The sequence below is a fragment of the Veillonella denticariosi JCM 15641 genome, assembly GCF_002959855.1.
In the GTDB taxonomy this organism is placed as follows: domain Bacteria; phylum Bacillota; class Negativicutes; order Veillonellales; family Veillonellaceae; genus Veillonella; species Veillonella denticariosi.
In genome coordinates this window covers 500,873-524,760 of sequence record NZ_PPDB01000003.1, presented here as the reverse complement: position 1 = coordinate 524,760, position 23,888 = coordinate 500,873, and the positions used below count along the sequence as shown (strand labels likewise).

General features: G+C 43.9%; 18 protein-coding genes. 4 read left to right on the top strand and 14 right to left on the bottom strand.

Features of this window, described 5'->3' with window-relative positions; translation table 11 throughout:
- From VEHSUH05_RS04820 to VEHSUH05_RS04805, 4 genes are all read right to left on the bottom strand, one after another.
- Entirely contained in the window at positions 1 to 2,004 is a 2,004-nt protein-coding gene (locus VEHSUH05_RS04820; protein ID WP_105090888.1) for an LTA synthase family protein, read from the bottom strand.
- A gap of 39 nt (positions 2,005 to 2,043) precedes the next feature.
- On the bottom strand, positions 2,044 to 3,981 hold the full coding sequence (locus VEHSUH05_RS04815) for an LTA synthase family protein (protein WP_105090887.1): 1,938 nt from the start codon (positions 3,979 to 3,981) through the stop codon (positions 2,044 to 2,046).
- Between the two features lie 168 nt (positions 3,982 to 4,149).
- On the bottom strand, positions 4,150 to 5,433 hold the full coding sequence (locus VEHSUH05_RS04810) for a transcriptional regulator (protein WP_105090886.1): 1,284 nt from the start codon (positions 5,431 to 5,433) through the stop codon (positions 4,150 to 4,152).
- Positions 5,434 to 5,760: 327 nt separating this feature from the next.
- Positions 5,761 to 6,363, bottom strand: a complete 603-nt coding sequence (locus tag VEHSUH05_RS04805) for a class I SAM-dependent methyltransferase (protein WP_054674440.1) — start codon at positions 6,361 to 6,363, stop codon at positions 5,761 to 5,763.
- Between the two features lie 203 nt (positions 6,364 to 6,566).
- Between VEHSUH05_RS04805 and VEHSUH05_RS04800 the strand changes: the two genes are divergently transcribed.
- The 3 genes from VEHSUH05_RS04800 (at position 6,567) to VEHSUH05_RS04790 (ending at position 12,486) form a co-directional block, all read left to right on the top strand.
- Entirely contained in the window at positions 6,567 to 7,925 is a 1,359-nt protein-coding gene (locus VEHSUH05_RS04800; RefSeq protein WP_105090885.1) for a hemolysin family protein, read from the top strand.
- Positions 7,926 to 8,362: 437 nt separating this feature from the next.
- Positions 8,363 to 9,427 (top strand): efflux RND transporter periplasmic adaptor subunit, encoded by a 1,065-nt coding sequence (locus VEHSUH05_RS04795; RefSeq protein WP_105090884.1) that lies wholly within the window; start codon positions 8,363 to 8,365, stop codon positions 9,425 to 9,427.
- Positions 9,424 to 12,486 (top strand): efflux RND transporter permease subunit, encoded by a 3,063-nt coding sequence (locus VEHSUH05_RS04790; RefSeq protein WP_105090883.1) that lies wholly within the window; start codon positions 9,424 to 9,426, stop codon positions 12,484 to 12,486. Before VEHSUH05_RS04795 ends, VEHSUH05_RS04790 begins: the two co-directional genes overlap by 4 nt.
- Positions 12,487 to 12,862: 376 nt before the next feature.
- Here VEHSUH05_RS04790 and VEHSUH05_RS04785 read toward each other — a convergent pair whose 3' ends face one another.
- The 10 genes from VEHSUH05_RS04785 to dnaA form a co-directional block, all read right to left on the bottom strand.
- The gene (locus VEHSUH05_RS04785; RefSeq protein ID WP_038117605.1) at positions 12,863 to 13,180 is read right to left on the bottom strand and encodes a YbjQ family protein; all 318 of its coding nucleotides are present in this window, start codon (positions 13,178 to 13,180) and stop codon (positions 12,863 to 12,865) included.
- A gap of 103 nt (positions 13,181 to 13,283) precedes the next feature.
- Positions 13,284 to 14,765 (bottom strand): amino acid permease, encoded by a 1,482-nt coding sequence (locus VEHSUH05_RS04780; protein WP_105090882.1) that lies wholly within the window; start codon positions 14,763 to 14,765, stop codon positions 13,284 to 13,286.
- A 9-nt stretch (positions 14,766 to 14,774) separates the two neighbouring features.
- Positions 14,775 to 16,676, bottom strand: coding sequence for a DNA topoisomerase (ATP-hydrolyzing) subunit B (gene gyrB, locus VEHSUH05_RS04775; protein ID WP_105090881.1), 1,902 nt, complete (start codon positions 16,674 to 16,676; stop codon positions 14,775 to 14,777).
- Positions 16,677 to 16,730: 54 nt separating this feature from the next.
- The gene (gene remB / locus VEHSUH05_RS04770) at positions 16,731 to 16,979 is read right to left on the bottom strand and encodes an extracellular matrix regulator RemB (RefSeq protein WP_054674446.1); all 249 of its coding nucleotides are present in this window, start codon (positions 16,977 to 16,979) and stop codon (positions 16,731 to 16,733) included.
- 36 nt (positions 16,980 to 17,015) lie between these two features.
- On the bottom strand, positions 17,016 to 17,501 hold the full coding sequence (locus VEHSUH05_RS04765) for a hypothetical protein (RefSeq protein WP_054674448.1): 486 nt from the start codon (positions 17,499 to 17,501) through the stop codon (positions 17,016 to 17,018).
- Between the two features lie 96 nt (positions 17,502 to 17,597).
- Positions 17,598 to 18,500 (bottom strand): DciA family protein, encoded by a 903-nt coding sequence (locus VEHSUH05_RS04760; RefSeq protein ID WP_105090880.1) that lies wholly within the window; start codon positions 18,498 to 18,500, stop codon positions 17,598 to 17,600.
- Entirely contained in the window at positions 18,487 to 19,587 is a 1,101-nt protein-coding gene (recF, locus tag VEHSUH05_RS04755; protein WP_105090879.1) for a DNA replication/repair protein RecF, read from the bottom strand. The genes VEHSUH05_RS04760 and recF overlap by 14 nt, the downstream gene beginning before the upstream one ends.
- A gap of 3 nt (positions 19,588 to 19,590) precedes the next feature.
- Positions 19,591 to 19,824 (bottom strand): RNA-binding S4 domain-containing protein, encoded by a 234-nt coding sequence (locus VEHSUH05_RS04750; RefSeq protein ID WP_054674450.1) that lies wholly within the window; start codon positions 19,822 to 19,824, stop codon positions 19,591 to 19,593.
- A 12-nt stretch (positions 19,825 to 19,836) separates the two neighbouring features.
- The gene (gene dnaN / locus VEHSUH05_RS04745; protein ID WP_105090878.1) at positions 19,837 to 20,949 is read right to left on the bottom strand and encodes a DNA polymerase III subunit beta; all 1,113 of its coding nucleotides are present in this window, start codon (positions 20,947 to 20,949) and stop codon (positions 19,837 to 19,839) included.
- Between the two features lie 245 nt (positions 20,950 to 21,194).
- Positions 21,195 to 22,757, bottom strand: coding sequence for a chromosomal replication initiator protein DnaA (gene dnaA, locus VEHSUH05_RS04740; RefSeq protein WP_105090877.1), 1,563 nt, complete (start codon positions 22,755 to 22,757; stop codon positions 21,195 to 21,197).
- 958 nt (positions 22,758 to 23,715) lie between these two features.
- Between dnaA and rpmH the strand changes: the two genes are divergently transcribed.
- The gene (gene rpmH / locus VEHSUH05_RS04735) at positions 23,716 to 23,850 is read left to right on the top strand and encodes a 50S ribosomal protein L34 (protein WP_004692946.1); all 135 of its coding nucleotides are present in this window, start codon (positions 23,716 to 23,718) and stop codon (positions 23,848 to 23,850) included.
- The last annotated feature ends 38 nt before the right edge of the window (positions 23,851 to 23,888 follow it).

Below are 23,888 nucleotides of genomic sequence, written 5' to 3'. Positions count from 1 at the left end.
CTATACTCCCTCATTCTGTCTGCTATGTTTCATAAGCCATGTTGAAAGCGACCGCCAGCGATTGGCTTCATCCGCATGATTATCAATCGGTCTGATGTATTCCACCGGATCACGACCGTATACGTTATACTGCCCATAATCCTCACGAACATCGCCCACCATGATATCCGTAATCCATTGATATGGTGTTACATGTACCGGCGGCTGCGTTTCAAATAAGGACGGTAAAATAGAATAGTACTCGAATCCCTTCGGAGCGATAGCTTCAATTATGGTCGGCATCAGGCTTAAATGCGTGCCGATGGATGTGGTGAAAGTATCCCTAGAAAACTCCGGATGCTGTATATAACATACCGTATTAAAACGTTCGCGCACCGTATAGTCACGGTGTAAGAACGACGTGTTATTAAATTCTCCGAATAATGCGGAATGATCTCCGGTTACGATAAACAGGCTGTCCGGAAATCTTGCTTTCATCGCATCTACGAAATCAAAAATTGTCTTATCACAATATTTATACGTCGCTAAGCCTTTATTATCGGCTTTGCGATTGATGATATCGTTTCCTGCACCTTGCAAATCACGGTGAGCATCAAAATCAAGCAGTGTATCAGGTAATTTATACGGACCATGATTCGTGGTAGTGTACACAAAATGAAATGTAGGCTCATCAATATCACTGATAAGACGTGTGGCTTCCGCTAAAAATACGTGATCATACACCCCTAACCATGTCTGCGGTGCCTTAGGTCCGCAAAATGCAGTCGCATTTTCAATGCGATCAAATCCTTGGGCTTTGCCGAATTTTGTAAAGTTCCCACTGGAGGAGTTGCCACCGTACCAGTATATCGTCTGATATCCCAATTTCTTTATCTGATGAGCCAGCGCAGTCGGTAATGTTTCATGCCAAAACTGCTCCTTTTCATTAAGCTCCATGCCGCTATCGTAAATACCGCTCATAAGACTTGAAATAGATGGACGAGATACATTACCGGCAGGTAAAAAATTAGGGACAGTCAATGTATGCTCATCTCCGGCAAATCTCTTTAACCCGGGACAAATATTAAAGGATTCATATAACGGGTCCATAGACCATTGTGTGATACTTTCACCGACAATAAAAAATATATGTTTCGATTTCGTAATGCGCGGACCCGATGCAACCCGTTTAAAAGCAAATAACGGATGGTCTAATGAGCGCCATGAATCGTTTATGGCGATATGATTAATGTCTTGCGCCAGTTCATCATCGGTTTTCATCTGCTCCGGCTGCAACGGATTCTTACGCACTAATTTAAGTGCCTCCAAATCATCAACTGTAGCCTTCGCAAAGAAAATATCCTCTTTCACTATCGTAGGAACTACGTCCCATTCGGGCTTATTACGATGATTTAAGGTTCCCCCGTAATGTAGCCAATAATAAAGCAATATATACAGTGCTAAAAATCCAAAAATACCAAAACCTTCTGTAAGGGTACTTTCAAAAGAAGGATAAGGAATCGTCGGCAACGCCAACAACATCATGCTGGCAAAATAGCTGATCATCGCCATGGGAATAAATCCGGCAACAATCCATCCGCCCTTGTCCTGATTAAAGAAAATATCAATCAAATTATGTTTATCCGCATGCGCTCCATAATGAACCATGTAATTGTAGGTATCATTAAAATGTTTATAAAATATGAGCTTACCCGTAAAAGCGGCATATATGATGCAGCTCACCAACACATTGATGATCACGGGCAAAACAGTCTGTAAATCAGGAATGAGTAACGATGGCAAGGTCCCTAATACAAGCAGAATCAATAGTTGATACGCATTGATATCGAGGCCCCACCAAAAGCCGAAACGAAAGCATTCTCTGATAATCTTTCCTTTACCCGCTAGGGATTGATACGGATGATACATCCATATAAAAATTGCTCGAAATATAGCACATAGTATGGGTAACCAAATAAATAATTTAATATTTTGTTGTAATGATAGAAAAAATTGTTCACCCATATAATCCTGACTTCTCTTCTTTATAAATTCTCTATATATTTACTCAATGCTATTCCCATGCTTAATTCGCCATGCCGCCAGTTCCCGCATAGTCCTGATCACATCTCCGTACGCCGCCGGCATCTGTGAGTTTTGTTCCGATACCTTACCGTTATTATCAAGCCATAAGCGATGATTGAAGACAAACTGTTCCTGGCTGAACAGGCTCGGCACCATCGCTTCATAGGTCTGTCCTTCACGACCTGCAAGCTCAGCCAGTGTCGGAATAATCTGGATACTCATGCCGAACGCATTCGGCGCAAGCCAGTCTTTATGAATACCGCGACCGTAAAAGATAATCGGTATCGTAGAGGCCACATTCGGTCCTACATCGTGAGCAAAGTTGAATCGTTCGCTATGATCGCCGGTGATGACGAACAGCGCCGTCGGATCCTGCTGCTCTTCGCGACCGATAAATTCGCCCATCACATGGTCGGCATACCAGATATGCCCCATTTCATTTAACTGTTTATCCGTTTCAGCGATGGAATCCGGCAAATGACCCTTAACCTTATTGACATCGAAGCCTTCCTTAGCGACATCCACATTATATGGCGGATGATTTGACGTGGTCATGATGACATTGATGATTTTTTCGCCCCGGTGCTGATCCATATAATCGGAAATGGCCTTAAAGAGGTATTTATCCGCCACGCCCCACGCATTTCCTTCATCGCTGGGAATCTCGGACGCATCGTGGAATTCATCAAAACCTTGGGATAAAACAAAATTCTTCACGTTCTGCCACGTGCTGAATCCGCCGTACCAGAACACCGTTTTGTATCCCAGTTTCTTCATGACAGGACCTATGCCGAGACCGTAAGACTGTACGAAGCTTTGATTTTCATAATTCGGATATAATCCCGTATCGGGCATTCCCGTCAACAGTCCGTTAATGGCCGGCATCGTGCCCGTTCCCTGAGCCAACGCCAGGTGCGTGCTCATCGCCTGAGGATCGGCCGCATATTTTCTGCCCTGTTCGACGAGATATACGCCAGGTTCGTTATATTCAGGCAAAAACGGCCATAATCCATAGGATTCACCGAGAATGACGTTAATCGACCGCGGCTGTTCCTGTAATCGCTGACGAGTCACCGTTTTTGTGAAAGCCGCATCAAATGTACTGCCGTTAGGCTTTCCGCCGATGGCCTTGATCTTCTCATTCAGTTCCGCCGGCGTCAAGTTGATAACCTCAAGCTCCTCCGTTCGTTTAGCGATACTTTTAACACGATACAGCGCCTGTACATCGTCGAGAATCGTTTCATTCAACAAATTGGAATTGAGGCGCGCCGCACTTTCCCAGTTAATGGATTTCGTATAGCTGAAAGCTCCGCCGAATCGGAATGTCAGAAATACAAGGCCGAAGATGAGAAAAAGTCCTATGCCCGTCAGCCATTGTGAAAGCTTTGTTTTCGGTGTCCACTGTATCGTAACGGGATCCAAAATCCGATTCAATAATCGGCATAAAATACCGCTTACAATAAGGGCACCGATGAGGTACGGAATAGCGTGATATTCGTTGACAGCCGTATTAATAATGGCGGACATATCATCATTCTTGCCGTTAATGAGCATAGCATTGTAAGATGAATTAAAGATTGTATAAAACGGAATTCGTCCGAAAAATAGTAATGTCAGTAAAACGACGGCGATAGAGGAAATGATTTTCTTGATTTTTAGTGACGGCCATTTCGGTACAAAGGTGTGCACCAAAGTGCCGCCCACAAAGCTCAATAAGCAAAGAGCGCCGACCGTCTTCAAGCTCAACCGGAACCCGAGCCACAACGACATCAGCACATCATGCATCGATGCCGTCGCCAGCTGTGATTGAAATTTAAGGAGAAATACGATTCTAAATACGGTTAACAATAGGGAGAAGAAGATAAAAATCCTGATCTCATCCGCTATACCCTGAAATAATCTCTGCCATCGGCTCATATCGTAACCTCTCTATTACTCGTATTTACTCATCAAACTCTATAATCATGCATCATAGGGGATACTTCTTACACCTATTCCCCCTGCACCGTTTACATTTTCCGCAGCCGCGGTCGACAGTTCCGGCACCCGCCATTTTTTCACCAGCAGACCACAAAACCATCGTTTTTACTTTTTTTCGCCTTTACCGGCCTTTTGTGATTTCTTATTGAACAAATCAATTTTTTTATCACTCAAACCTAAAGATTTATAATCGGATTTTGCCTTATCATCTTTAGATTTCTTGGCATTTTTAAACCTATCCTTATCACCTTTAGACTTGGCTTTTCCATCCTTTGATTTCTTGTCTTTGGACTTAGATGTATCATCTTTGAATGTGAATGTTTCATCTTTGGATTTTTTGGATTTGTCCTTCTTCGACTTATCTTTCTTATCCTTTTTATCCTTCGACTTTTTCAGCTTATCTTTTTTGTCCTTTTTATTTTTCTTATCTTTATCTTTCTTAGCTTTTTTGTCTTTATCTTTTTTGTCTGTGGATTTTTTAGATTTTCCGTCCGTGCCGTTAATGCGGACCCATTCTTTATCAACACGCTTCAACTGCTTTTTAATGAGCTTTTCCAGCTTCTTTTGGCCCTTTTTTCTATCCATATCGGATTTACCGAACAACAGGGCATTTACCGCCGTGAAAGGGTCAATGGATACATCGTCGTCTGACTCTTCTTCCGAATCGGTTTTCTTGAAATCTCTCTTCCCATCATATGATCCATCTGCATCAAATGTATCAATATTATCTTCATCATCGAAATTAGATTGTTTATGCTCTGATAGAAAGGATTGTTTTTCTTTGAAAGCATCCGCAGAATCATGTACATGTTTTGTCTCCAGTGATTCCACACCTTGCAACGGCTCCGCATGCATATGCTCTATGGATGCTTCATCCAAATCATCCATATCGGCGTTTTTTTCGATGCTTTCACCGGCACCTGTAAACAAACCGCCCATCGCATGAAGTTCATTCAATTTGATATGATTCACGCCCACCGTCGTATCATGTTGAAGCGGCACATCCTCGAGCTGCACCTCTTCCATAGCGTACGCATCGTGACGATTATCGACACCCTTGCCGATACCATGACCTACGGTACCATCATCGTAAACATGTCCCACGACATCACCGAACAGATCCTGTTCCAGAGATTCGTACGTATGAAGCAGCGCCATCCGGTTCTGCACCTCATCGATCTGATTCCACAGATCAACCAAGGTGGACGTGTAATACACGCGCTCCTTAACCTCCAGATAAGCCTGATATACGATAGCCAATTCGGTTTCATTGAGCCCTTCTTCAGTACCGATTTCCTCAATCATCTGCTGAATCTGCTGATCTCTGTCATAGCGTTTGATCAGCGCCTTGCGAATTCGTTCAATCAATGTCGTAGTGATGAGTTCCATAGGTACCTCCTCTGCTCTATATTCAGTCCTACACATTTCAATAATGCATACGAATTAATGTACAGAACATTGAAAATCTAAATCAATTTTATAATCTCTAATATAGTATTATAGCAGAATTTACGCGGTTTTTCCTCTATAAAATGAATAAAACCCCGGCTGCGACATGATTTTCTGTTGCCTGTGAAAATCAATGTATCATGGTCCCGCCGAGGTATTCATAAATGCAGTTAATATATAAATTTATAAAATCTATATCCATTAAACTTGTGTAATCATACAGTCTTTAGCCTTACACAATATAGTATTTAAGTTTACGCAGTCCTATCAAAATAAAGTCACCCTATAAACGAGTATCTTTTCCTTTGCGTCCGGTTCCTGAAACAGATCGCTGCAATCGATAAATACTTCCTTCTCCAGTCGCACATGAGTATTTAAAAAGTTCTCCACCTCTTCATTTACATAGTAAAAGAATAGCTGAATATTACGTGGATGATGATATACGGAATCAAAGATATTACCTAACACGCGCTTAATCGTATGCAACGCAAAGGGATTAAAGAAAAAGCAGCAATCCGCTGCATCAGGCAATTCATAGGTGGCCGCATCACCAAGGACAAAGGACACGCGATTCCGAGCCGCCGGACTTTCAGTATTTTTCAACGCCTTGAGGTACAGTCGTTCATCGTATTCGATGCCGATGGACCGGCACCCCGTCTGATAAGCCATAAAGATACCGACCCGCCCCTTGCCGCTGCCGTAGTCGATCAATGTATGTTTTTTACGGATATAACCGCTGTTCGCAAGCCGTTCGAGAACGCAGTAATCCGTCGCCTCATAGGGATGATGCTCGCCGTCGGACCGACTGTCATCGCGGCCGGATGTTTTGATAGCGAGTAATTGTTCCCATTCCTGTTCAGATGTTGACATAGATATAGATATACTCCTTCTGTAATATTATCCTATATTTTTAGTTTTATAAAAATTATTTTATAATAATCTATTTAGATTCCTATAGATACAAAGGCACCCCTTAGAGGTACTTTTACCATTATATAAACATCTATCTATACTTATATGATATACTAAATAAAGGTATTATTTCGATTTATATCATACAAAAGGAGTCCCAAATGGACAGTGATCTGACCTTAGATTTTATAATTATCATCGTATTAATCATCGCCAACGGCTTGTTTTCCATGACCGAGCTGGCCATCGTCAACGCCAAGAAGCGCCGCCTGGAGGAAATGGCGGAGGCCGGCAACGAGCGCGCCAAAAAGGCGTTTGAATTGTCGGAGAGCCCGAACGAAATGTTCTCCACCATTCAAATCGGCATCACCCTCGTCGGCATCCTGACCGGTCTGTACTCCGGTGCCACCTTCTCGGGACCGCTAGAGGAATTACTGAAAAATTCCATACCGGCCATCGCGGACTATGCCGCATCGATCAGCTCCTTCATCATCGTAGCGATCATCACCTACCTGTCACTTGTGATCGGCGAACTGGTGCCGAAACGACTCGCTTTAAACAGCCCCGAATCCATCGCCGTCATCGTGGCGAAACCGATTTACTGGCTGTCCGTGGCACTGAAACCGATCGTCAGCTTTCTCGGCATCTCGACGGAATTTTTGTTGAAAGTACTGGGCGTCACCGTGAAAGAAGAGGCGCCTGTAACGGAATCCGAAATCAACAAGATGCTCACCGAAGGCGTCGCCATGGGGGCTTATGAAGAAGAGGAACCGATTCTCGTAGAAAACATCTTTCACCTGGCCGATATGAACGCCGGCGATATCATGACACCGCGCACACAGCTCAAATGGATTGACCTGAACGGCACGGATGATGAAATCATGGAGGTCCTCAAAAACGCGAACCAATATCGCATCCCCGTCGGTACCGACTCTTTGGATGAACTGAAAGGTCTCGTAACCGTATCGGACGTGTTGGTACAGATCATGCAGCGACCAAACGATTCCATTTCAATTCACGATATCATTAAATCATGTCTGAAAGAACCGCTACTCGTACCGGAATCCATTACGCTCATGAAGTTGCTTAAACTGCTCCGCACGGAAGGAGTTCACGAAACCATCGTTCTCGATGAATACGGCGGCTTCAGCGGTCTCGTCACACTGCACGACATCATGGAGGAAATCGTAGGCCTCATGCCGTCCGGCGAGGAGGAAATCAAGGAAGAGGAAAACCGCATCATCGAGCGCGAAGACGGTACATGGCTCATAGACGGCCTGCTCGACGTGGACGAATTCAAAGAATTCTTTCACATCGACACGGAATTACCGGGCGAGGAAAAAGATTTGTACAAAACCATGGGCGGCCTCTTGAATGTTCTGTTCGGACGCATTCCGAAGGAACTGGACAAGGTCAAATGGAACGGCTACACCTTTGAAGTCATCGACATGGATAATACGCGGATCGACAAGATCCTCGTCACCTATGAAGAACCCGTTGCGGAGCCGACAGAAGAATAATCAGATAACCCTTATAACGATTCGATACCCTCTAAAGTTAGAGTTTATTTTCTAACTTTAGAGGGTATTTTTTTATTAATTGATTTTATGCCACCTATATAGAGGCTATTTCAACTTCCAATCGTAACTCAACATATAATTTACACATCAGTTTAGTTATAAATACAATTATAGTTATAGAATTCCTTTACACTTACTGGAATTTTTCCACTATATATAGTATTATTTAATTGTATAAAATATAAAATCTGTACCTATTTCAGCTATTCTGGTACTTATTCTGGTACTTAATGATGAAATACATTATCATATGTACTCCTTATAGAATGTATAAACGTACCACTGATTTCGGGAAATACTATTTCCGAAAATACTAAGAGCTAATATAATGATACTTTCACATGAAATAGCTATAGACGGGATAAAGGAGAGATTCTATGAATCAAAGAGTCATATCAATGATAGCCGCCATCATGATAGGGGCGACCCTCATCAGCGGTTGCGGCTCAGAAAAACAGACAGATGAAGCGAGTCTAAAGGTCCGCACCATTACCATCGGCGAAGAAAGCGGCACTACCGGCGCCGGATATTCCGGTACCGTTCATAATCGGACGGAAACCAATCTGGCCTTTCAGATCGGAGGACGCGTTATCAACAAATTTGCCAGCGTAGGCGATCAGGTAGAGGCCGGTCAGGTCATCGCTCAGATCAACGGCGCCGATACGGCATCGCAGGTACAAAATGCGGAGGGCGCCGTAAAAGCGGCTCAATCGGCTTATGACCTGGCGAATACAAATGCAAAGCGATACCGCGAACTGTACGCCCAGCAGGCGATCAGCAAATTGCAGCTGGATCAAGCGGAAAATCAGTTAAACGCCTCGGCGGCTCAACTACAACAGGCGCAAGCCAGCCTCAACTTGAGCAGCAATCAGGACAGCTATACTAACTTGATCGCCCCCGATACGGGCATCATCACGAGCCTCACCATCGAACCGGGTCAGGTCGTAGCGGCGGGCCAACAGGTGGGCATATTGGCGGCCGGTCATGAGCCGGAGGCAGTCATCTCCATTCCTGAACAGGAACTCAACACCGTCCACGTGGGCAGTCCTGCAACGATTACGTTCTGGGCGCTTCCTGACGTAAAAGTACAGGGCGTCGTTCGCGAAATCTCTCCTGTTCCGGATCCTGTAGCGCGGACCTATACGGTAAAAATTTCCTTGCAGAATCCTCCGGACTCGGTACAACTGGGCATGACGATCAACGCAAATCTGACATCCACGGATTCAACGCATCTAACCATTCCTTTGACGGCGTTGGTAAAAGATTCGTCCGGTAATAATGCGGTATATATCATACGGGACAACAAGGCTCATCTCGTACCGATTAAAACCGGTGAATTCGGTTCGAATTCGGTTATCGTCACATCAGGCCTCTCGAAGGGCGACATCGTCATCACCGCCGGTACTCAGCAATTACAAGAAGGGACGGCGGTTAGTCAATGAAGAAATTTAATCTAGCCGAATGGGCCTTAAAACATAAATCCATCATCTATTACTTCATGGCTGTGTTACTCACATTCGGTGTCTTCTCATTCACCCATATGGGACGCATGGAGGATCCGGACTTTACGATGCGCACCATGGTGGTCGGCGTCGCCTGGCCGGGGGCTTCCCCGCAGGAGATGTCCGATCAGGTAACGGATAAATTGGAGGAAAAACTGCGCGATTTACCGGGACTGGACTATACGAAATCTTTCACGGACGGCAGCAAATCCGTCATCTATATCAATCTGAAAGAAGATTTACCGTCCAATCAGATTCGTCCCGCCTGGGAAGAAGCGCGCAACATGATCAACGACGAATGGAAATCATTGCCGGCGGGCGTACAGGGTCCGACCATCAATGACCGCTTCGATGATGTTTACGGCATCATCTACGCCATCAGCGGTGACGAATATTCGTACGAAGAAAAACGTAAACAGGCGGAAGATCTGAAACGTCAGCTGTTATCCGTGCCGAATGTAAAGAAAATCAGCCTCATCGGCGTACAGCAACAGACGTTGAACGTCACCATCAACAAGGATAAGCTCGCATCCTATCAGGTGAGCACACAGCAATTTTTGACCGCCCTGAAACAGCAGAGCATGATGGTTCCGGCCGGTACGATTACGACGGATACGAATAATGTATACCTTCGCATAAACGGTCTCTTCGACAGCCCGCAGGCGGTACGGGACATGCCGATACGCGTCAATAATCAGACATTGCGCCTCGGCGATATGGCGGACGTGACCATGACCTATCAGGATCCGAGCGACCCGCAGTTCTACTACGAAGGCAAACCGGCCATCGGTATCGCCATCTCCATGGATGCAGGGGCAAACAATATCGAATTCGGCGAAGCGATCGATAAAAAATTGGCTGAACTGAAGAAAACCATTCCTGCCGGTCTCGAACTCGATCAGGTATCGAATCAGCCACATATCGTGAAGGAATCCATCGGCGATTTCTCGCAATCTCTATTCGAAGCCATCGCCATCGTACTGCTCGTCAGCTTTGCGTCCCTGGGACTTCGCACGGGCATCGTCGTGGCCCTCACCATTCCGGTTGTCGTGTCCACCACATTTATTTTGATGTATGAAAACGGCATCTACTTACACAAAGTAAGTCTCGGCGCCCTGATTTTGGCTCTGGGGCTTCTCGTGGACGATGCGATCATCGTCGTGGAAATGATGAACGTTAAGCTCGAAGAGGGTTGGGGTCACTTCAAGGCGGCCACCTTCGCATACCAGTCGACGGCATTTCCTATGCTGTCGGGGACGCTCATTACATGTGCCGGCTTCTTGCCGTTAGCCCTTGCACAGGGAATGGTGGCGGAATTCACGAAATCCCTGTCCATCGTAGTCTTCATGGCGCTCATTCTATCCTGGTTCGCCTCCGTTCTCGTGAGTCCTGTACTGGGATATAAAATCATCGAAACAAAAGCACCGAAGCCTGAATCGGAATGGTCCAGACGCGACCATATCATGCACAAGATGAAAATCACCTTCAACGATAAATTCGAACGACTCCTCCATTGGTCCCTCGACCATCACAAGGCGGTCCTCGGCATTACGTTGATTGCTTTCATACTTTCACTTGTTTCATTCCCTCTCATCAAACAGGAATTTTTCCCGTCCTCCACGCGGAATGAAATCGTCGTATCCATGCAGTTCCCGCAGAGTTCGTCCATCGAATACACGGCAAGCCAGGCGAAAATCATCGACAAGCATTTGCAGGATAATGAACATATTTCGACATTCGCATCCTACGTGGGCCAAGGATCCCCTCGATTCGTGCTCACATTGGAACCTGAACTGCAACGGAATAATTTTCTCCAATATGTGATCGTCACGAAATCCTTAGAGGACCGGGATAAATTATACAGCGAGTTGACCTCATATCTGAACGAACAATTCCCGTCAGCCCTCGTAAATACACAATTCCTGCAAATCGGCCCGCCATCGAAATATCCGGTCATGCTGCGCGTATCCGGACCCGATCAGGCCAAGGTGAAAGAAATCGCCAATACCGTGAAAGCACGGATGCAGGAGGACAAGGATTTACATAATATAGCCTTCGACTGGCCCGATACGGAGCCGGTCGCCAACGTGCATATCGACCCGAATAAGGCGCGTCTGCTCGGCATCGACAGCTATTCCGTATCCTTGCATCTGCAAAGCTTATTATCGGGTACGAAGTCCGGTGAATATTATGAAGGTAATCAAACCATTCCGATTACATTCCGATTAGGTGACAATGCACAGCACAATTTAAGTGCTCTTTCATCATTACCTATTCAAACGGGAAGCGGTAATTACGTACCGCTCAGCCAAATCGCAACGATTATGATGACCCAGGAGGACGGTATCATCTGGCATCGCAACATGATGCCGACCATCAGCGTACACGCCAATGTGAAAGAAGGCGTTCTCGGCAATGCGAAAACGAATGAAATCTATAAGCAATTAAAGGATATTCGTGACAGCTTGCCTGCAGGGTATTCCATCGACCTCGACGGCTCCGCGGAAAAGAGCGTTACGGCGGTAGACAAATTACTGGTACCGATGCCGATCATGCTCTTTGTGATCATGACGATTCTCATGTTCCAATTGAAGAGGATTCCGCTCATGTTCATGGCTCTATTAACGGCTCCGCTCGGACTCATCGGCGTCGTAGTGGCCCTCAACATTACGAGAACACCGCTCGGCTTTATGGCCATTCTGGGCATCATCGCTCTGTCGGGCATGATCATTCGTAACTCCATCATCCTGCTCGATCAAATCGAAATCCACAAAGCGCAGGGACAGGAACCGCGTGAAGCTATCATCAGCTCCGCAACACTTCGGTTCCGCCCTATCATGCTCACCGCCATTGCGGCTATCATGGGCATGATTCCCCTCATGGGATCCGTTTTCTGGAGCCCTCTTGCCATCGCTTTCAGCGGCGGCCTGCTCGTCGCAACAGTACTGACACTCATCGTACTGCCCGTGATGTATGCAACTTGGTACAAAATAGAATAAATCTATAGGCTCGTTCTATTAATATAGAGCGGGCCTATTTTATTACTATATTTTTAATAATTAACGACAAAAAGAAAGCTATATCACCCTCTCGCTCCATTCTACGTAAGTCGCTCGCTGATGATATAGCTTTCTTTTTACATATCTCATATAATCAACACATTGTATTTCTAAATAATACCTTTGGCCCGCTCAATATTACAATATACATTATCCTATAGATTTATTGTATTTTGTATCTTTATAAATCGATGTATTCTATTTTGTACCGCATATATTTTATGACGGATAAACGAAAAGGGACTGTACTATAAATGCCGTCTTACCGCATTCTATTACAGTCCCTTTTATGTCTTATTAAGTTATACGATTCAAATCAGATCACTACAGCCGTTCCGTTGCATGTAATCATGAGCATGCCGTTTGTTTCACCTACTGTGCTGTATTGAAAGGATACGCCGATAATCGCATTAGCGCCGATTTTCTGAGCGCGGCTCGCCATTTCATCGAGTGCGGCCTGACGTGCTTTCATCAAGGATTCTTCATAGCTGCCGCTACGACCGCCTACGATATCGCGGATGCCGGACATAAAATCTTTTACAAAATTACGACCCTCTACGACTTCGCCGAATACGATGCCCTTATATTCTTTTATAGAATAATTTTCAATGTGCATTGTTGTTGTAATAATCATAATTGGCTCCTTACTGCCGATACAAACAGGTCCGTCCATATCAACAAAATCTATATCATCAACGAAACTGTCGATACACCGGAATCCCTATCTCTCGGGATCTCTATCGTTCGAAATCCCGATTCAGGTTAACCTCTTTTAACGGCACCAGCTTCGTTTTCTTCGTATATTTATAGCCTAGGTACACGGCGAAGAATACAGGCAGGCCGATATAGGCGACGGATACACCGTACCAGTCGATTGTTTCGCCTGTGAAAGCCGTGTAATTTTGGCCGCAGATGATGATAACGCAAAGAATAAGCGCCATAATCGGACCGAACGGGAAGAAAGATGCTTTATACGGCAATTCTCTGAGGTCTCTGCCTTGCGCTTTGAAAGCACGGCGGAAACGATAGTGCGCCACCGCAATGCCGACCCAGGCAATGAAACCACATAGACCGGAAATATTGACGATCCACGTATATGCCGTACCTTCACCGATGAAGCTCGTAAGGAATGCAAACAAACCGATAGCCGTCGTCAACACCAACGCCGGAACAGGCACGCCGCGTTTATTCAATTTAGCGAATATCTTAGGCGCCTGACCTTCCTTCGCCAACGCATAGAGCATACGGGTCGAAGAATAGAGACCGGAGTTACCCGCACTCAATACAGCCGTCAAAATGATGGCATTGATGAAGCTCGCCGCAAAGGCGAATCCGAAGCGGTCGAATACCAAGGTGAACGGACTGATGGACACATTTTCAATGCTGGAATTCAATAAATTCGGATCCGTATAGGGAATGAGGAAACCGATAACTGTGAAAGCACCAATATAGAACAGTAAAATACGCCAGAAGATGGAATTAATCGCCTTCGGCACATTTTTTTCCGGTTCTTCCGCTTCACCGGCCGCTACACCGATGAGCTCCGTACCCTGAAACGAGAAGCCCGCTACCATGAAGATGGCGAGAATCGCTTCCCAACCGCCTACGAACGGAGCGTCTCCGACTGTCCAGTTCGTGAACCCCGGAGATGTACCGCCGATACCTAAGATCAGCATAAAGCCGCAAAACAGGAATACGAATACCGTAATGACCTTGATACTGGAGAACACATACTCGCTTTCACCAAAGGAACGAGTGGACAAATAGTTGAGCCCGAATAAAATAAAAAGGAACAGCGCGGACCACACGATGGCCGGCACATCAGGAAACCAGTATTTCATGATGAGCGCCCCTGCGAGCACCTCTGCAGCCAGCGTAATAGCCCAGTTAAACCAGTAGTTCCACCCCAACGCAAAGCCGAATGCAGGATCTACATAGCGTTTTGCATAGGTTCCGAACGAACCGGGAATCGGCAAGTACGTCGCCATCTCACCTAAAGATGTCATCAGAAAGTACACCATGATGCCGATGAGACCGTAAGCCACGAGAGCACCACCAGGACCGGCGGTACTGACCACCTCACCGCCGGCCACGAAAAGACCGGTACCGATAGCCCCGCCCAAGGCGATCATGTTCATATGACGCGCTTTGAGGGAGCGTTTTAAATGTTGTTGTGTATTAGACGTATACTCTACGTTATTATGTTGATTATCAGACATGTGTACTCCTTATAAGTCGAGATTACGCACGTACTTAGCATTATCTTCAATAAATTTACGACGCGGTTCCACCTTATCGCCCATCAATACGGTAAATATTTTATCCGCTTCGATGGAATCTTCAAGACTGACTTGTAAAATCGTGCGATTTTCAGGATTCATCGTCGTTTCCCATAATTGTTCAGGGTTCATTTCCCCCAAACCTTTATATCGCTGAATCGTAATGCCGTCACGGCCTATTTCATCAAGTTTAGCTGTCATTTCCGCATCGGAATATACATACCAGTGGGATTTACCCTTCTTGATCTGATAAAGAGGCGGTTGAGCGATATAAATGTGACCTTCCTCTATCAACGGTTTCATATAGCGGTAGAAGAATGTCAACAACAAAGTACGGATATGAGCGCCGTCGACGTCCGCATCCGTCATGATGATAATCTTGTTGTAACGGGATTTCGTAATATCGAATTCATCGCCGATGCCTGTACCGAAAGCGGTAATCATGGATCGAATTTCGTTATTTGCCAGAATTTTATCAAGACGCGCCTTTTCTACGTTAAGGATTTTGCCGCGCAACGGCAAAATCGCCTGATAACGGCGATCACGGCCCTGTTTAGCACTACCGCCCGCGGAATCACCTTCGACGAGATAAATTTCCGTCATGGATGTATCCTTTTCGGAGCAGTCAGCCAATTTACCGGGCAAGCTGGACACTTCAAGAGCATTTTTGCGGCGCGTCAAATCGCGGGCTTTACGGGCAGCCTCACGAGCACGGCTCGCCATGGTCGCCTTTTCGATGATTTTCTTCGCATCCTGCGGATGTTCCTCAAAGAATGTCTTGAGTCCATCCGACACGATGACATCGGTAATCCCCTTAACTTCGCTGTTGCCGAGTTTTGTTTTCGTCTGACCTTCAAACTGAGGTTCCAGTACTTTCACGGAAACGACGGCGGTCAAACCTTCGCGCACGTCCTCGCCGGACAGATTGGATTCATTTTCCTTGATCAAGCCGGCCTTACGGCCGTAATCGTTCAATGTACGAGTCAAAGCGGAGCGGAAACCCGACAGATGTGTACCGCCGTCCACGGTATTGATATTATTTACGAAGGACAAAATATTTTCGCTGTAGCTGTCATTATATTGAAGAGCCACATCCACGACCACATCATCCTTTGTATTTTCAATGTCGATTACCGTCGGATTTACGACTTCCTTATTTTCGTTCAGGAACGTTATGAAAGAACTCAAGCCTCCTTCATAGTGAAAGCTTTCCACACGCGGTTCATCCTGGCGCAAATCGCTCAATGTGATGCGAAGACCTTTATTGAGGAACGCCAATTCCTGAAGGCGTATTTTCAATGTATCGAAATTGAATTCAGTGGTTTCAAAGATTTCAGCATCAGGCTTGAATATAACGGTAGTACCCGTACTTTCAGACTTGCCGATTTCAGTAAGTTCCGATGTTTTATGACCGCGGGCAAAGGTAATCTCCTGAATGATACCGTTTTGAGATACCTGCACCTTCGTCCATTCGCTCAATGCATTAACAACGGAGATACCTACGCCGTGCAGACCGCCGGATACTTTATATCCGCCGCCTCCGAATTTACCGCCCGCATGTAATTTGGTCAACACCAATTCCACGGCGGACATACCGGATTCGTGCATTCCCGTAGGAATACCGCGACCGTCGTCCACTACGGTAACACTGTTATCGGGATTGATAGACACTTCGATATGCGTCGCATAACCTGCGAGCGCTTCATCCACAGAGTTATCCACTACTTCATATACGAGATGATGTAAGCCGCGTACAGACGTACTGCCGATATACATCCCCGGGCGTTTACGAACCGCATCAAGACCTTCTAATACTTGAATATTCTGGGCCCCATAATTTTGTTCAGGCATGAAACAAACTCCTCCTAACAAAACCCTAACCCACAACGGTTAAGGAAATTTAACTTATCTGTTTATTATACTATAAAACTCATCAATTCGTCTCATTAATGTCTTAATACTGATACCGGATGCATATATACAGTCATCTGTCACCACATATGTCTTGATTTTTTCATCCGGCACTATGGCGATATATTCCATCGATTCATAATGATGAATCGGACTTTTATGAGATTTTCCGCCCTTTGCATGAACCATGGTAATGATGGATTCTATAGGTACCGCTACAGTATCACCGATATGAACGTACATAGAAACTCCTTATTTTTTATAAATAGTTAAAATAAATTAATACGGATAATTAGTTATTAAATCATATGCATATTTTGCTGCTTCTTTTCTACCAAAATTATCTTCTAACCATTTAGCTAAAATTAATTGAGGTGTATATTCAACCATAGATAATTTTGCCTTTATTAATATATTTTCTGGATATTCTATAACTTTACCATATGGATTTGGTTCTAATTCTAACAATTGAATAAGATATTCACCGTTCATATCTTTTAACATATCTATAACTTCAATAGCCTTATCTTCTACTCGATATAGTACTATTGCAAATTGTAAATTTATATTATCAGTATTAAATACATAATCCTTAAAATTTTCTGACCTTTCTTTCTCTTCAAAGTATAAAGAATTATATAGTTTTTCTGCTAAAATAGATGCTTTTATTCTCGGATTTTTACGTAAGTATAAATAACGATTTAATTTAGGAATTATTATATATAACAATAAAATAATTACAATTATCCACATTATAATAACCATAACTAACTCCCCCTACACAAAACAATCACCCATATATCCAAATACTTACAACACTTCTAACTAAAATTTTATACTTAAATCAGTTCAACACTATATTTATTTTTCAAGAATCCCATTCAACGCATCAATTTTGCGTTGTTCTTCTTCCGCAAGAAATTTGGATCGATATTTATTGCACAGATTAATGACGTGCTGCTCCGTCAGTTCGTCCTGTTTTTTATGGGTAATGAGCATAGCCGCCATATACATGTGGCAACGATTGATTGACCCCTTATAAATCTTATCCAAATAAAAGTAAATACATTCCCGCATCGCTTCTGCAAAATGAATAAATGTACATTCAATAAAGGCCTGACAGTCACTGTACTTTATGTACGGATATTTTCGAATCACAGCCTTAATGGCCTTGATATGTTCCCGATGCATCTCATATTCGCAGGTGGGACATACGTCTTTTTTCGATTGCATGTGCATGCCGCATCGATGACAGCGATGATATCCGCAGCGCTCCAAATAAATTTCCTTCTTGCGCCGCGTAATTTGTATCTTTCTGAAAGCAACTTTTAATTTCTCATCATCGGTGTTCTCTAAAGACCGATCGATAGCTTTCACATCGTCCTCTGAAAGCACGATACTGTCAAAATCTATATTCTTATCCGGAACAGGCGTATCCGGAATGGACAATCCCTTATTTTCCTCTGCTTTCACATAACTCTGACGACGCATGATAAATCGAATATCCTCAATGATTTCACGACCGTAATAGTTGTTGATTTCCTCGATGATACGCCGTTTCTGCATCTGTAATTCCTGCATCCACATGGACGTATCCGCGCTGATGATGACGAGGGGCGGCTTGATATCCACAATCTGCGCATGAGAGGCGATAACGGCCCCCACCACATCATGCCAGTGATGCACGAGGGTATTCAATTTATACTGTTCCAGCAAATTCAGTTCACTCAAAGCCATAGGCAAACATAGATCAAGGCTTTCCATACTGAATCTGTCCCCCTTCACAATGAATAAATTGAACGGATTTCAAATCCTGAAAATCATGAATATCCGTCGTAGTAATAAATGTTTGAATTCGTTTGTGAATAAACTGCAATAAATTCGCCCGTCTCGACTCGTCCAATTCACTCAGGACATCGTCCAATAAAAGTACCGGATATTCACCCACCTCGGATTTGATGAATTCCAGTTCACTCAACTTGAGCGACAAAACGGCCGTCCGCTGCTGTCCCTGGGATCCGAATTTTTTTAGATCCATGCCGTCCGAGAAAAATCTCAAATCATCGCGATGAGGACCGACACTGGTCGTAAGTCGATGACGATCCAAAGGCAAAGCCGCCTTGATTCGCTCGTAAAAGCCTTCCTTCGTATATTCCAAAGAACCGTCCTCAATATATGACTGTTCATAGCCGATGGTGAGATTTTCAAGACCTCCCGTGAGCTTACGGTTCATCAGATCGATGAGAAGATTGATTTTCTTTAGACTTTCAAGGCGTTTTTTTACGATAAAACTCGCCATATCCGCCAGCTGTAAATCCCATTCATCGAGAGGTATGCTCTGCTTGCCGCGGTATTCTTTTAACAGCGCATTGCGTTGCTGCAACAACCGGTTATATTGTATGAGCTGATGATAATAGGTAGCGCTTGTCTGGGAGATTTCCATATCGAGAAATCGACGACGCCCAGAGGGGCTGCCCTTGATGAGCTGTAAGTCCTCCGGACAGAAGATAACCGTATTCAATGTACCGATGAGTTCCTTTTGAGAAATCTTCGTATCATTCAATCTGATATCCTTCGCCCCTTGACGGAACAACTTGATATTTACCTTCTGAGGCGTATCCTTTTTCTCGAACTTCACGACGAGACCCGCTTCATCCGCGTTGAATAATAACATATCCGATGTATCGTTCGTGCGATGGCTCTTGCCGATAGTTCCTACATATATGGACTCGAGGATATTCGTCTTCCCCGCCCCGTTTGTACCGTACAGGACGATGATTTCCGGGTTGAACTGAATCTGAATATTCTTGTAGTTGCGAAACTGGAATAATTGCAGTGAGTCAATTCTCACCGATTATGCCTCCTCTTTGGTAACAACGAAATCCACATCGATGCCTTCACAGGTTATGACATCACCGACACGGCATTTCTTGCGCTTTTCCGTAACGATCTGACCGTTCAATGTGAGGGCTTTATCATCGATAAACGATTTAATCTGACCGCCCGTTTCGATGACGCCTTCCAATTTTAACAGCTGATCGATTTGAATATATTCAGTATGAATAGGAACCTGACGTTGTTCTTTCATAAGGCCCTCCTATTACGAATTCGTACGAACAGGCGTTACGACATAGGTATAATTAGGATTGTTATCCTGACGAATCACAACAGGTCCGTTCTGTTTCAGATACAGATGAATATTTTCGCCCGAACTGTGACGCAAAATATCTGCAATATAGCGACCGTTGAAAGAAATGGTAAACGGCACGCCCTTAAATTCCACAGGCACATCCTCTTTAGCCATACCGATTTCGGAATTCTGTGTGGATAAGGTTACCTTACTTTCAGACCAGTCATAGCGGATGACATTATAGCTGATATCCTTTGCCAACAACGATACGCGATCTACGGCACCGGCAAACTCCTTGCTGTCGATGATGGCGCTGGAATCAAATTGGGACGGAATTACCTTTTCATATTCAGGATATGTGCCTTCAATCAAACGGGAAATGATATAAATCGACTCAAAATTGAAAGCAATCTGCGTACGATTCCAGATGATATTGATCACGGCCGGATTATCTGTCGGCAATAAGCGGGATACTTCGGCCAATGTTTTTGTAGGAATGATGGCGCGCATCGGAGTCGTCGCAGGTTCTTCGATGGTGATTTTCTTAACCGCCATGCGATGTGTATCTGTTGCCACCATGGTGACTTCCGATTCCTTTACTTCAAGAAGAGCCCCTGTAAATACAGGACGGTCCTCATCGGTAGCGGCCGCATAATTTGTTAAATCGATGAGTTCTTTCATGGCAAAGCTGTCGATGTTGAGATGATCCTGATCGTGAATTTGCTCTACCAGTGAAAAATCATCGGGATGAAGTGTAACAAGGTTGAATTCGGAGGACCCCGATGTGATTGTTAAAGAATTTCCATCTTCCGGTTTATAGAGTTCAATCGTATCACCCGGTAATTTACGGATTAATTCTTGAAAATAACGTGATCCTACGACCATTGTCCCGGGTTCTAAAATTTCACCTTCAATGCTCAAACGGATACCCAATTCAAAGTCATTACCTTGTAGTTCGACTTGTCCGTTTTTAGTTGTCATATAGATAGCACCCGGTAAGTTTGAACTTGTTTTATTTTGAGATACCTTCTGTAGTACGTTGATTGCTTTTTGAAGATTTACTTTCGGAAATTTAATATGCATAATGTTCTCCTTATATATATTCTACAGTAGATCTGTTTCTACTAGTTTTCTGATTTGTTTGTTAGTTTAGTAGAAGTAGTAGTAGAGTGATGTTTATATGTGTAAAAGTACGACGGCGCCAGTGACTGTGTATCACTTGGCTTGTGTATAACCCTGTTGACATGTTGTACCCGGTTATCCACATATTCACAGCAAATACGCAATTTTGTGATATCCACAATGTTGTACACATTATATCCACATACTTATCCACAGGTTGTTAATTTCTGTTTGATTTCTCCGATCATCAATTTTGTTTCTTCGTTTTTTTCGATTTCTTTCGTTATTTTTTCATAAGCGTGAAGAATTGTCGTATGGTCGCGCGAGAAAGCCGCTGCAATCTGCGGATAGCTTTCATTGATCATATCGCGGCACAGATACATGGCGATTTGACGGGGAAATGCGAATTGAGCTTTTCGTTTTTTTCCAAGTAAATCCTGTTTCTTTATATTGAAATAGGAACTGACGAAGTTCTGAATGGTTTCTATGTTGACCAGGTTCACTTCTTCCGCGTGAACGAGGCCCGCTAAAGCTTGTTTAGTATATTCCAGATCGATGGATTCCATGCGGTGGTCGATGGATGCGGTGCCGATGAGCTTGTTGAAAGCCCCCTGAAGGACGCGGACGTTTTCGCTGAACTGAAGCGCCACATAGTTGATGGAATCGTTATCGATGCGAATGATCTTGTTTTTGTTGTATTCCCGTTCTAACAGAGATTTAAAGATAGCGATGCGCGTCTCCAAATCCGGATTTTCCATGGTGGCGATGTAGCCGGCCTGGAATCGGGATCTGAGTCGGTCCTCAAATTGTTCCATGTCATTCGGCATCGTATCCGATGTGAGGACGATCTGCTTATTATTGTTTAATAATTCATTAAATGTATTGAACAGCTCTGTTTTTGTACTTTCACGGCTTTCAAGAAACTGAATATCGTCAATCATGAGAACGTCGATATTGCGGAATGTATTGCGGAACAGTTTGCCCTGATTGCGCTGCAATGTTTCGACGAAGATATTCATAAAGTTCTCGCTCGTAATGGACATGACCTTCATGTGCGGGTGATTTTCCTTGATGGCATTGCCGATGGCGTGCATCAAATGAGTTTTACCGAGCCCCGACGGTCCGTAGATAAAGAGTGGATTATAGTCGCCGCCCGGAAATTCCGCCACATTTTGAGCGGCTCCGAACGGAATGCGGTTGGCATTGCCCGTAACGTAATTATCGAAGCGGTACGCGGGATTCAGATTTGATAAGGATAAATCGACCGGTACATTATCCGACTGCAAGGTGGGAACCGATTCGGACACCTTTTTAGGCGTTATCATAGGTTCATCGGGAATATCTACAGGCGACGGAGCGCGTTCAATATAAACAGGCTCCTGATAGACCGGCGTGTAAAATTCCTCCTGATACGGTTTGTCATCGAGAGGCGGCAACGGCATAGGCGGTGCCGCGACAGGTGCATCATCGAATGTATCCTGCATGGTGCTTTCAGTACCCGCATCTTGTTGGTTAAAATCGAATAACACCATATCATGATGGGATCCGAGCACGGTGGTAATCGCATTTTGTAATGCATTACTGATGACGGGCTGCTGATCAATCAAGTTTTTTATAAAACTTTGCATAACGCCGATATGTATGGAATGATTATCGATGGACATGGGAATCAGGGATGACGTGACGCGCATGTAGAGGGCGTCAGGCATGCTTTTTTTCGCCTCCTGCAATATATGCTCCCATATATTATTCAAATCAATTGATTGCATATTGTGCCTCATGTGTATAACTACGGTAATAATGTGTATAGTTTAGGAAAAATGTGTATAACTGTTGTGAAAGCTGTGGAAAACTGTTCCGTTTCTGTGTATAAGTTGTGGATTACTTGTTAATAAGTGGAAATATATAGCCGATTCAGCCATATAAAACCTGAACTTATATAACATGTGAATTAAAAGATAAAAAATGTGGATAACCTTGAGGGTTACCCATGTAAACTTTACAATATACTGTGATTTTTCCTAATTTATGATTCGATTGTACCAAAAAAAGAGCATTTTGTCATTTAAACTGTGGATAACTTTTTTGAACTTTCTTTCTACGATGAGGTGTAGCAATTACTTTAGAAAAGGACCGGATACTGATTTTTGCGCTCCATCCTGCGCAAGTCGCTTAAAAATCAGTATCCGGTCCTCTCTAACTGAAAATTTATAATAAATGCAATCCACAATCCTATAAAAGTAATTGCTACACCTTGTATGCATTATAGAAATGTTCAAAAAAGTTACTTACTAAAAATAACAAAATGTCTTTTTTTTGCAGGGGAAAGTCCCTTTCTTTTCCCTCCCTTTTCCAAATAGAGATTAAAATGTAAATTTGTCTATTATAAAAAATTTAGATTGTGAGTTCTTGTGTTGCTGAAAATTGATGTTACGTTTACATCATGTAGTGGTGTTGAAGGTGACATTAGAATTTACCTTGGGAGGGAATATAGGGTCCTTTTGAGCGACTTTACGATTAGTATGGAGCGATGAAGGAGCCCTATATTCCTCCCCCTGGAAACGTAACATCAACTAAAGTATAAAATGTGTAGTAGAATTATTTTTAGAAATATAAGAACTCACAGCAGAATAGCCTTTATTATATTGACAAATTTACGTTTTACCTCTATAATAACCCTGTTATGGTATAAGTAAAACAATACAAGGACGAGGAGGTGTTTTACTAATGAAACGTACTTACCAACCAAATACTCTTTGGAGAAAACGTACTCATGGTTTCCGTGAACGCATGAAAACTATTGGAGGCCGTCTCGTTTTGAAAAGAAGACGCGCAAAAGGCAGAAAACGCTTATCTGCATAATATAATAGCTGTTAGGCAGGAGAAAAAACTTGGCGCTG

Bases quoted from the DNA above. Each gene is read 5' to 3' on its own strand.
- VEHSUH05_RS04785 (WP_038117605.1), bottom strand. From the start codon at position 13,180: ATGATTATTACAACAACAATGCACATTGAAAATTATTCTATAAAAGAA.
- dnaN (WP_105090878.1), bottom strand. From the start codon at position 20,949: ATGCATATTAAATTTCCGAAAGTAAATCTTCAAAAAGCAATCAACGTA.
- remB (WP_054674446.1), bottom strand. From the start codon at position 16,979: ATGTACGTTCATATCGGTGATACTGTAGCGGTACCTATAGAATCCATC.
- rpmH (WP_004692946.1), top strand. From the start codon at position 23,716: ATGAAACGTACTTACCAACCAAATACTCTTTGGAGAAAACGTACTCAT.
- VEHSUH05_RS04820 (WP_105090888.1), bottom strand. From the start codon at position 2,004: ATGGGTGAACAATTTTTTCTATCATTACAACAAAATATTAAATTATTT.
- dnaA (WP_105090877.1), bottom strand. From the start codon at position 22,757: ATGCAATCAATTGATTTGAATAATATATGGGAGCATATATTGCAGGAG.
- VEHSUH05_RS04810 (WP_105090886.1), bottom strand. From the start codon at position 5,433: ATGGAACTCATCACTACGACATTGATTGAACGAATTCGCAAGGCGCTG.
- VEHSUH05_RS04805 (WP_054674440.1), bottom strand. From the start codon at position 6,363: ATGTCAACATCTGAACAGGAATGGGAACAATTACTCGCTATCAAAACA.
- VEHSUH05_RS04750 (WP_054674450.1), bottom strand. From the start codon at position 19,824: ATGAAAGAACAACGTCAGGTTCCTATTCATACTGAATATATTCAAATC.
- VEHSUH05_RS04765 (WP_054674448.1), bottom strand. From the start codon at position 17,501: ATGGTTATTATAATGTGGATAATTGTAATTATTTTATTGTTATATATA.
- VEHSUH05_RS04815 (WP_105090887.1), bottom strand. From the start codon at position 3,981: ATGAGCCGATGGCAGAGATTATTTCAGGGTATAGCGGATGAGATCAGG.
- VEHSUH05_RS04795 (WP_105090884.1), top strand. From the start codon at position 8,363: ATGAATCAAAGAGTCATATCAATGATAGCCGCCATCATGATAGGGGCG.
- VEHSUH05_RS04780 (WP_105090882.1), bottom strand. From the start codon at position 14,765: ATGTCTGATAATCAACATAATAACGTAGAGTATACGTCTAATACACAA.
- VEHSUH05_RS04790 (WP_105090883.1), top strand. From the start codon at position 9,424: ATGAAGAAATTTAATCTAGCCGAATGGGCCTTAAAACATAAATCCATC.
- VEHSUH05_RS04760 (WP_105090880.1), bottom strand. From the start codon at position 18,500: ATGGAAAGCCTTGATCTATGTTTGCCTATGGCTTTGAGTGAACTGAAT.
- gyrB (WP_105090881.1), bottom strand. From the start codon at position 16,676: ATGCCTGAACAAAATTATGGGGCCCAGAATATTCAAGTATTAGAAGGT.
- VEHSUH05_RS04800 (WP_105090885.1), top strand. From the start codon at position 6,567: ATGGACAGTGATCTGACCTTAGATTTTATAATTATCATCGTATTAATC.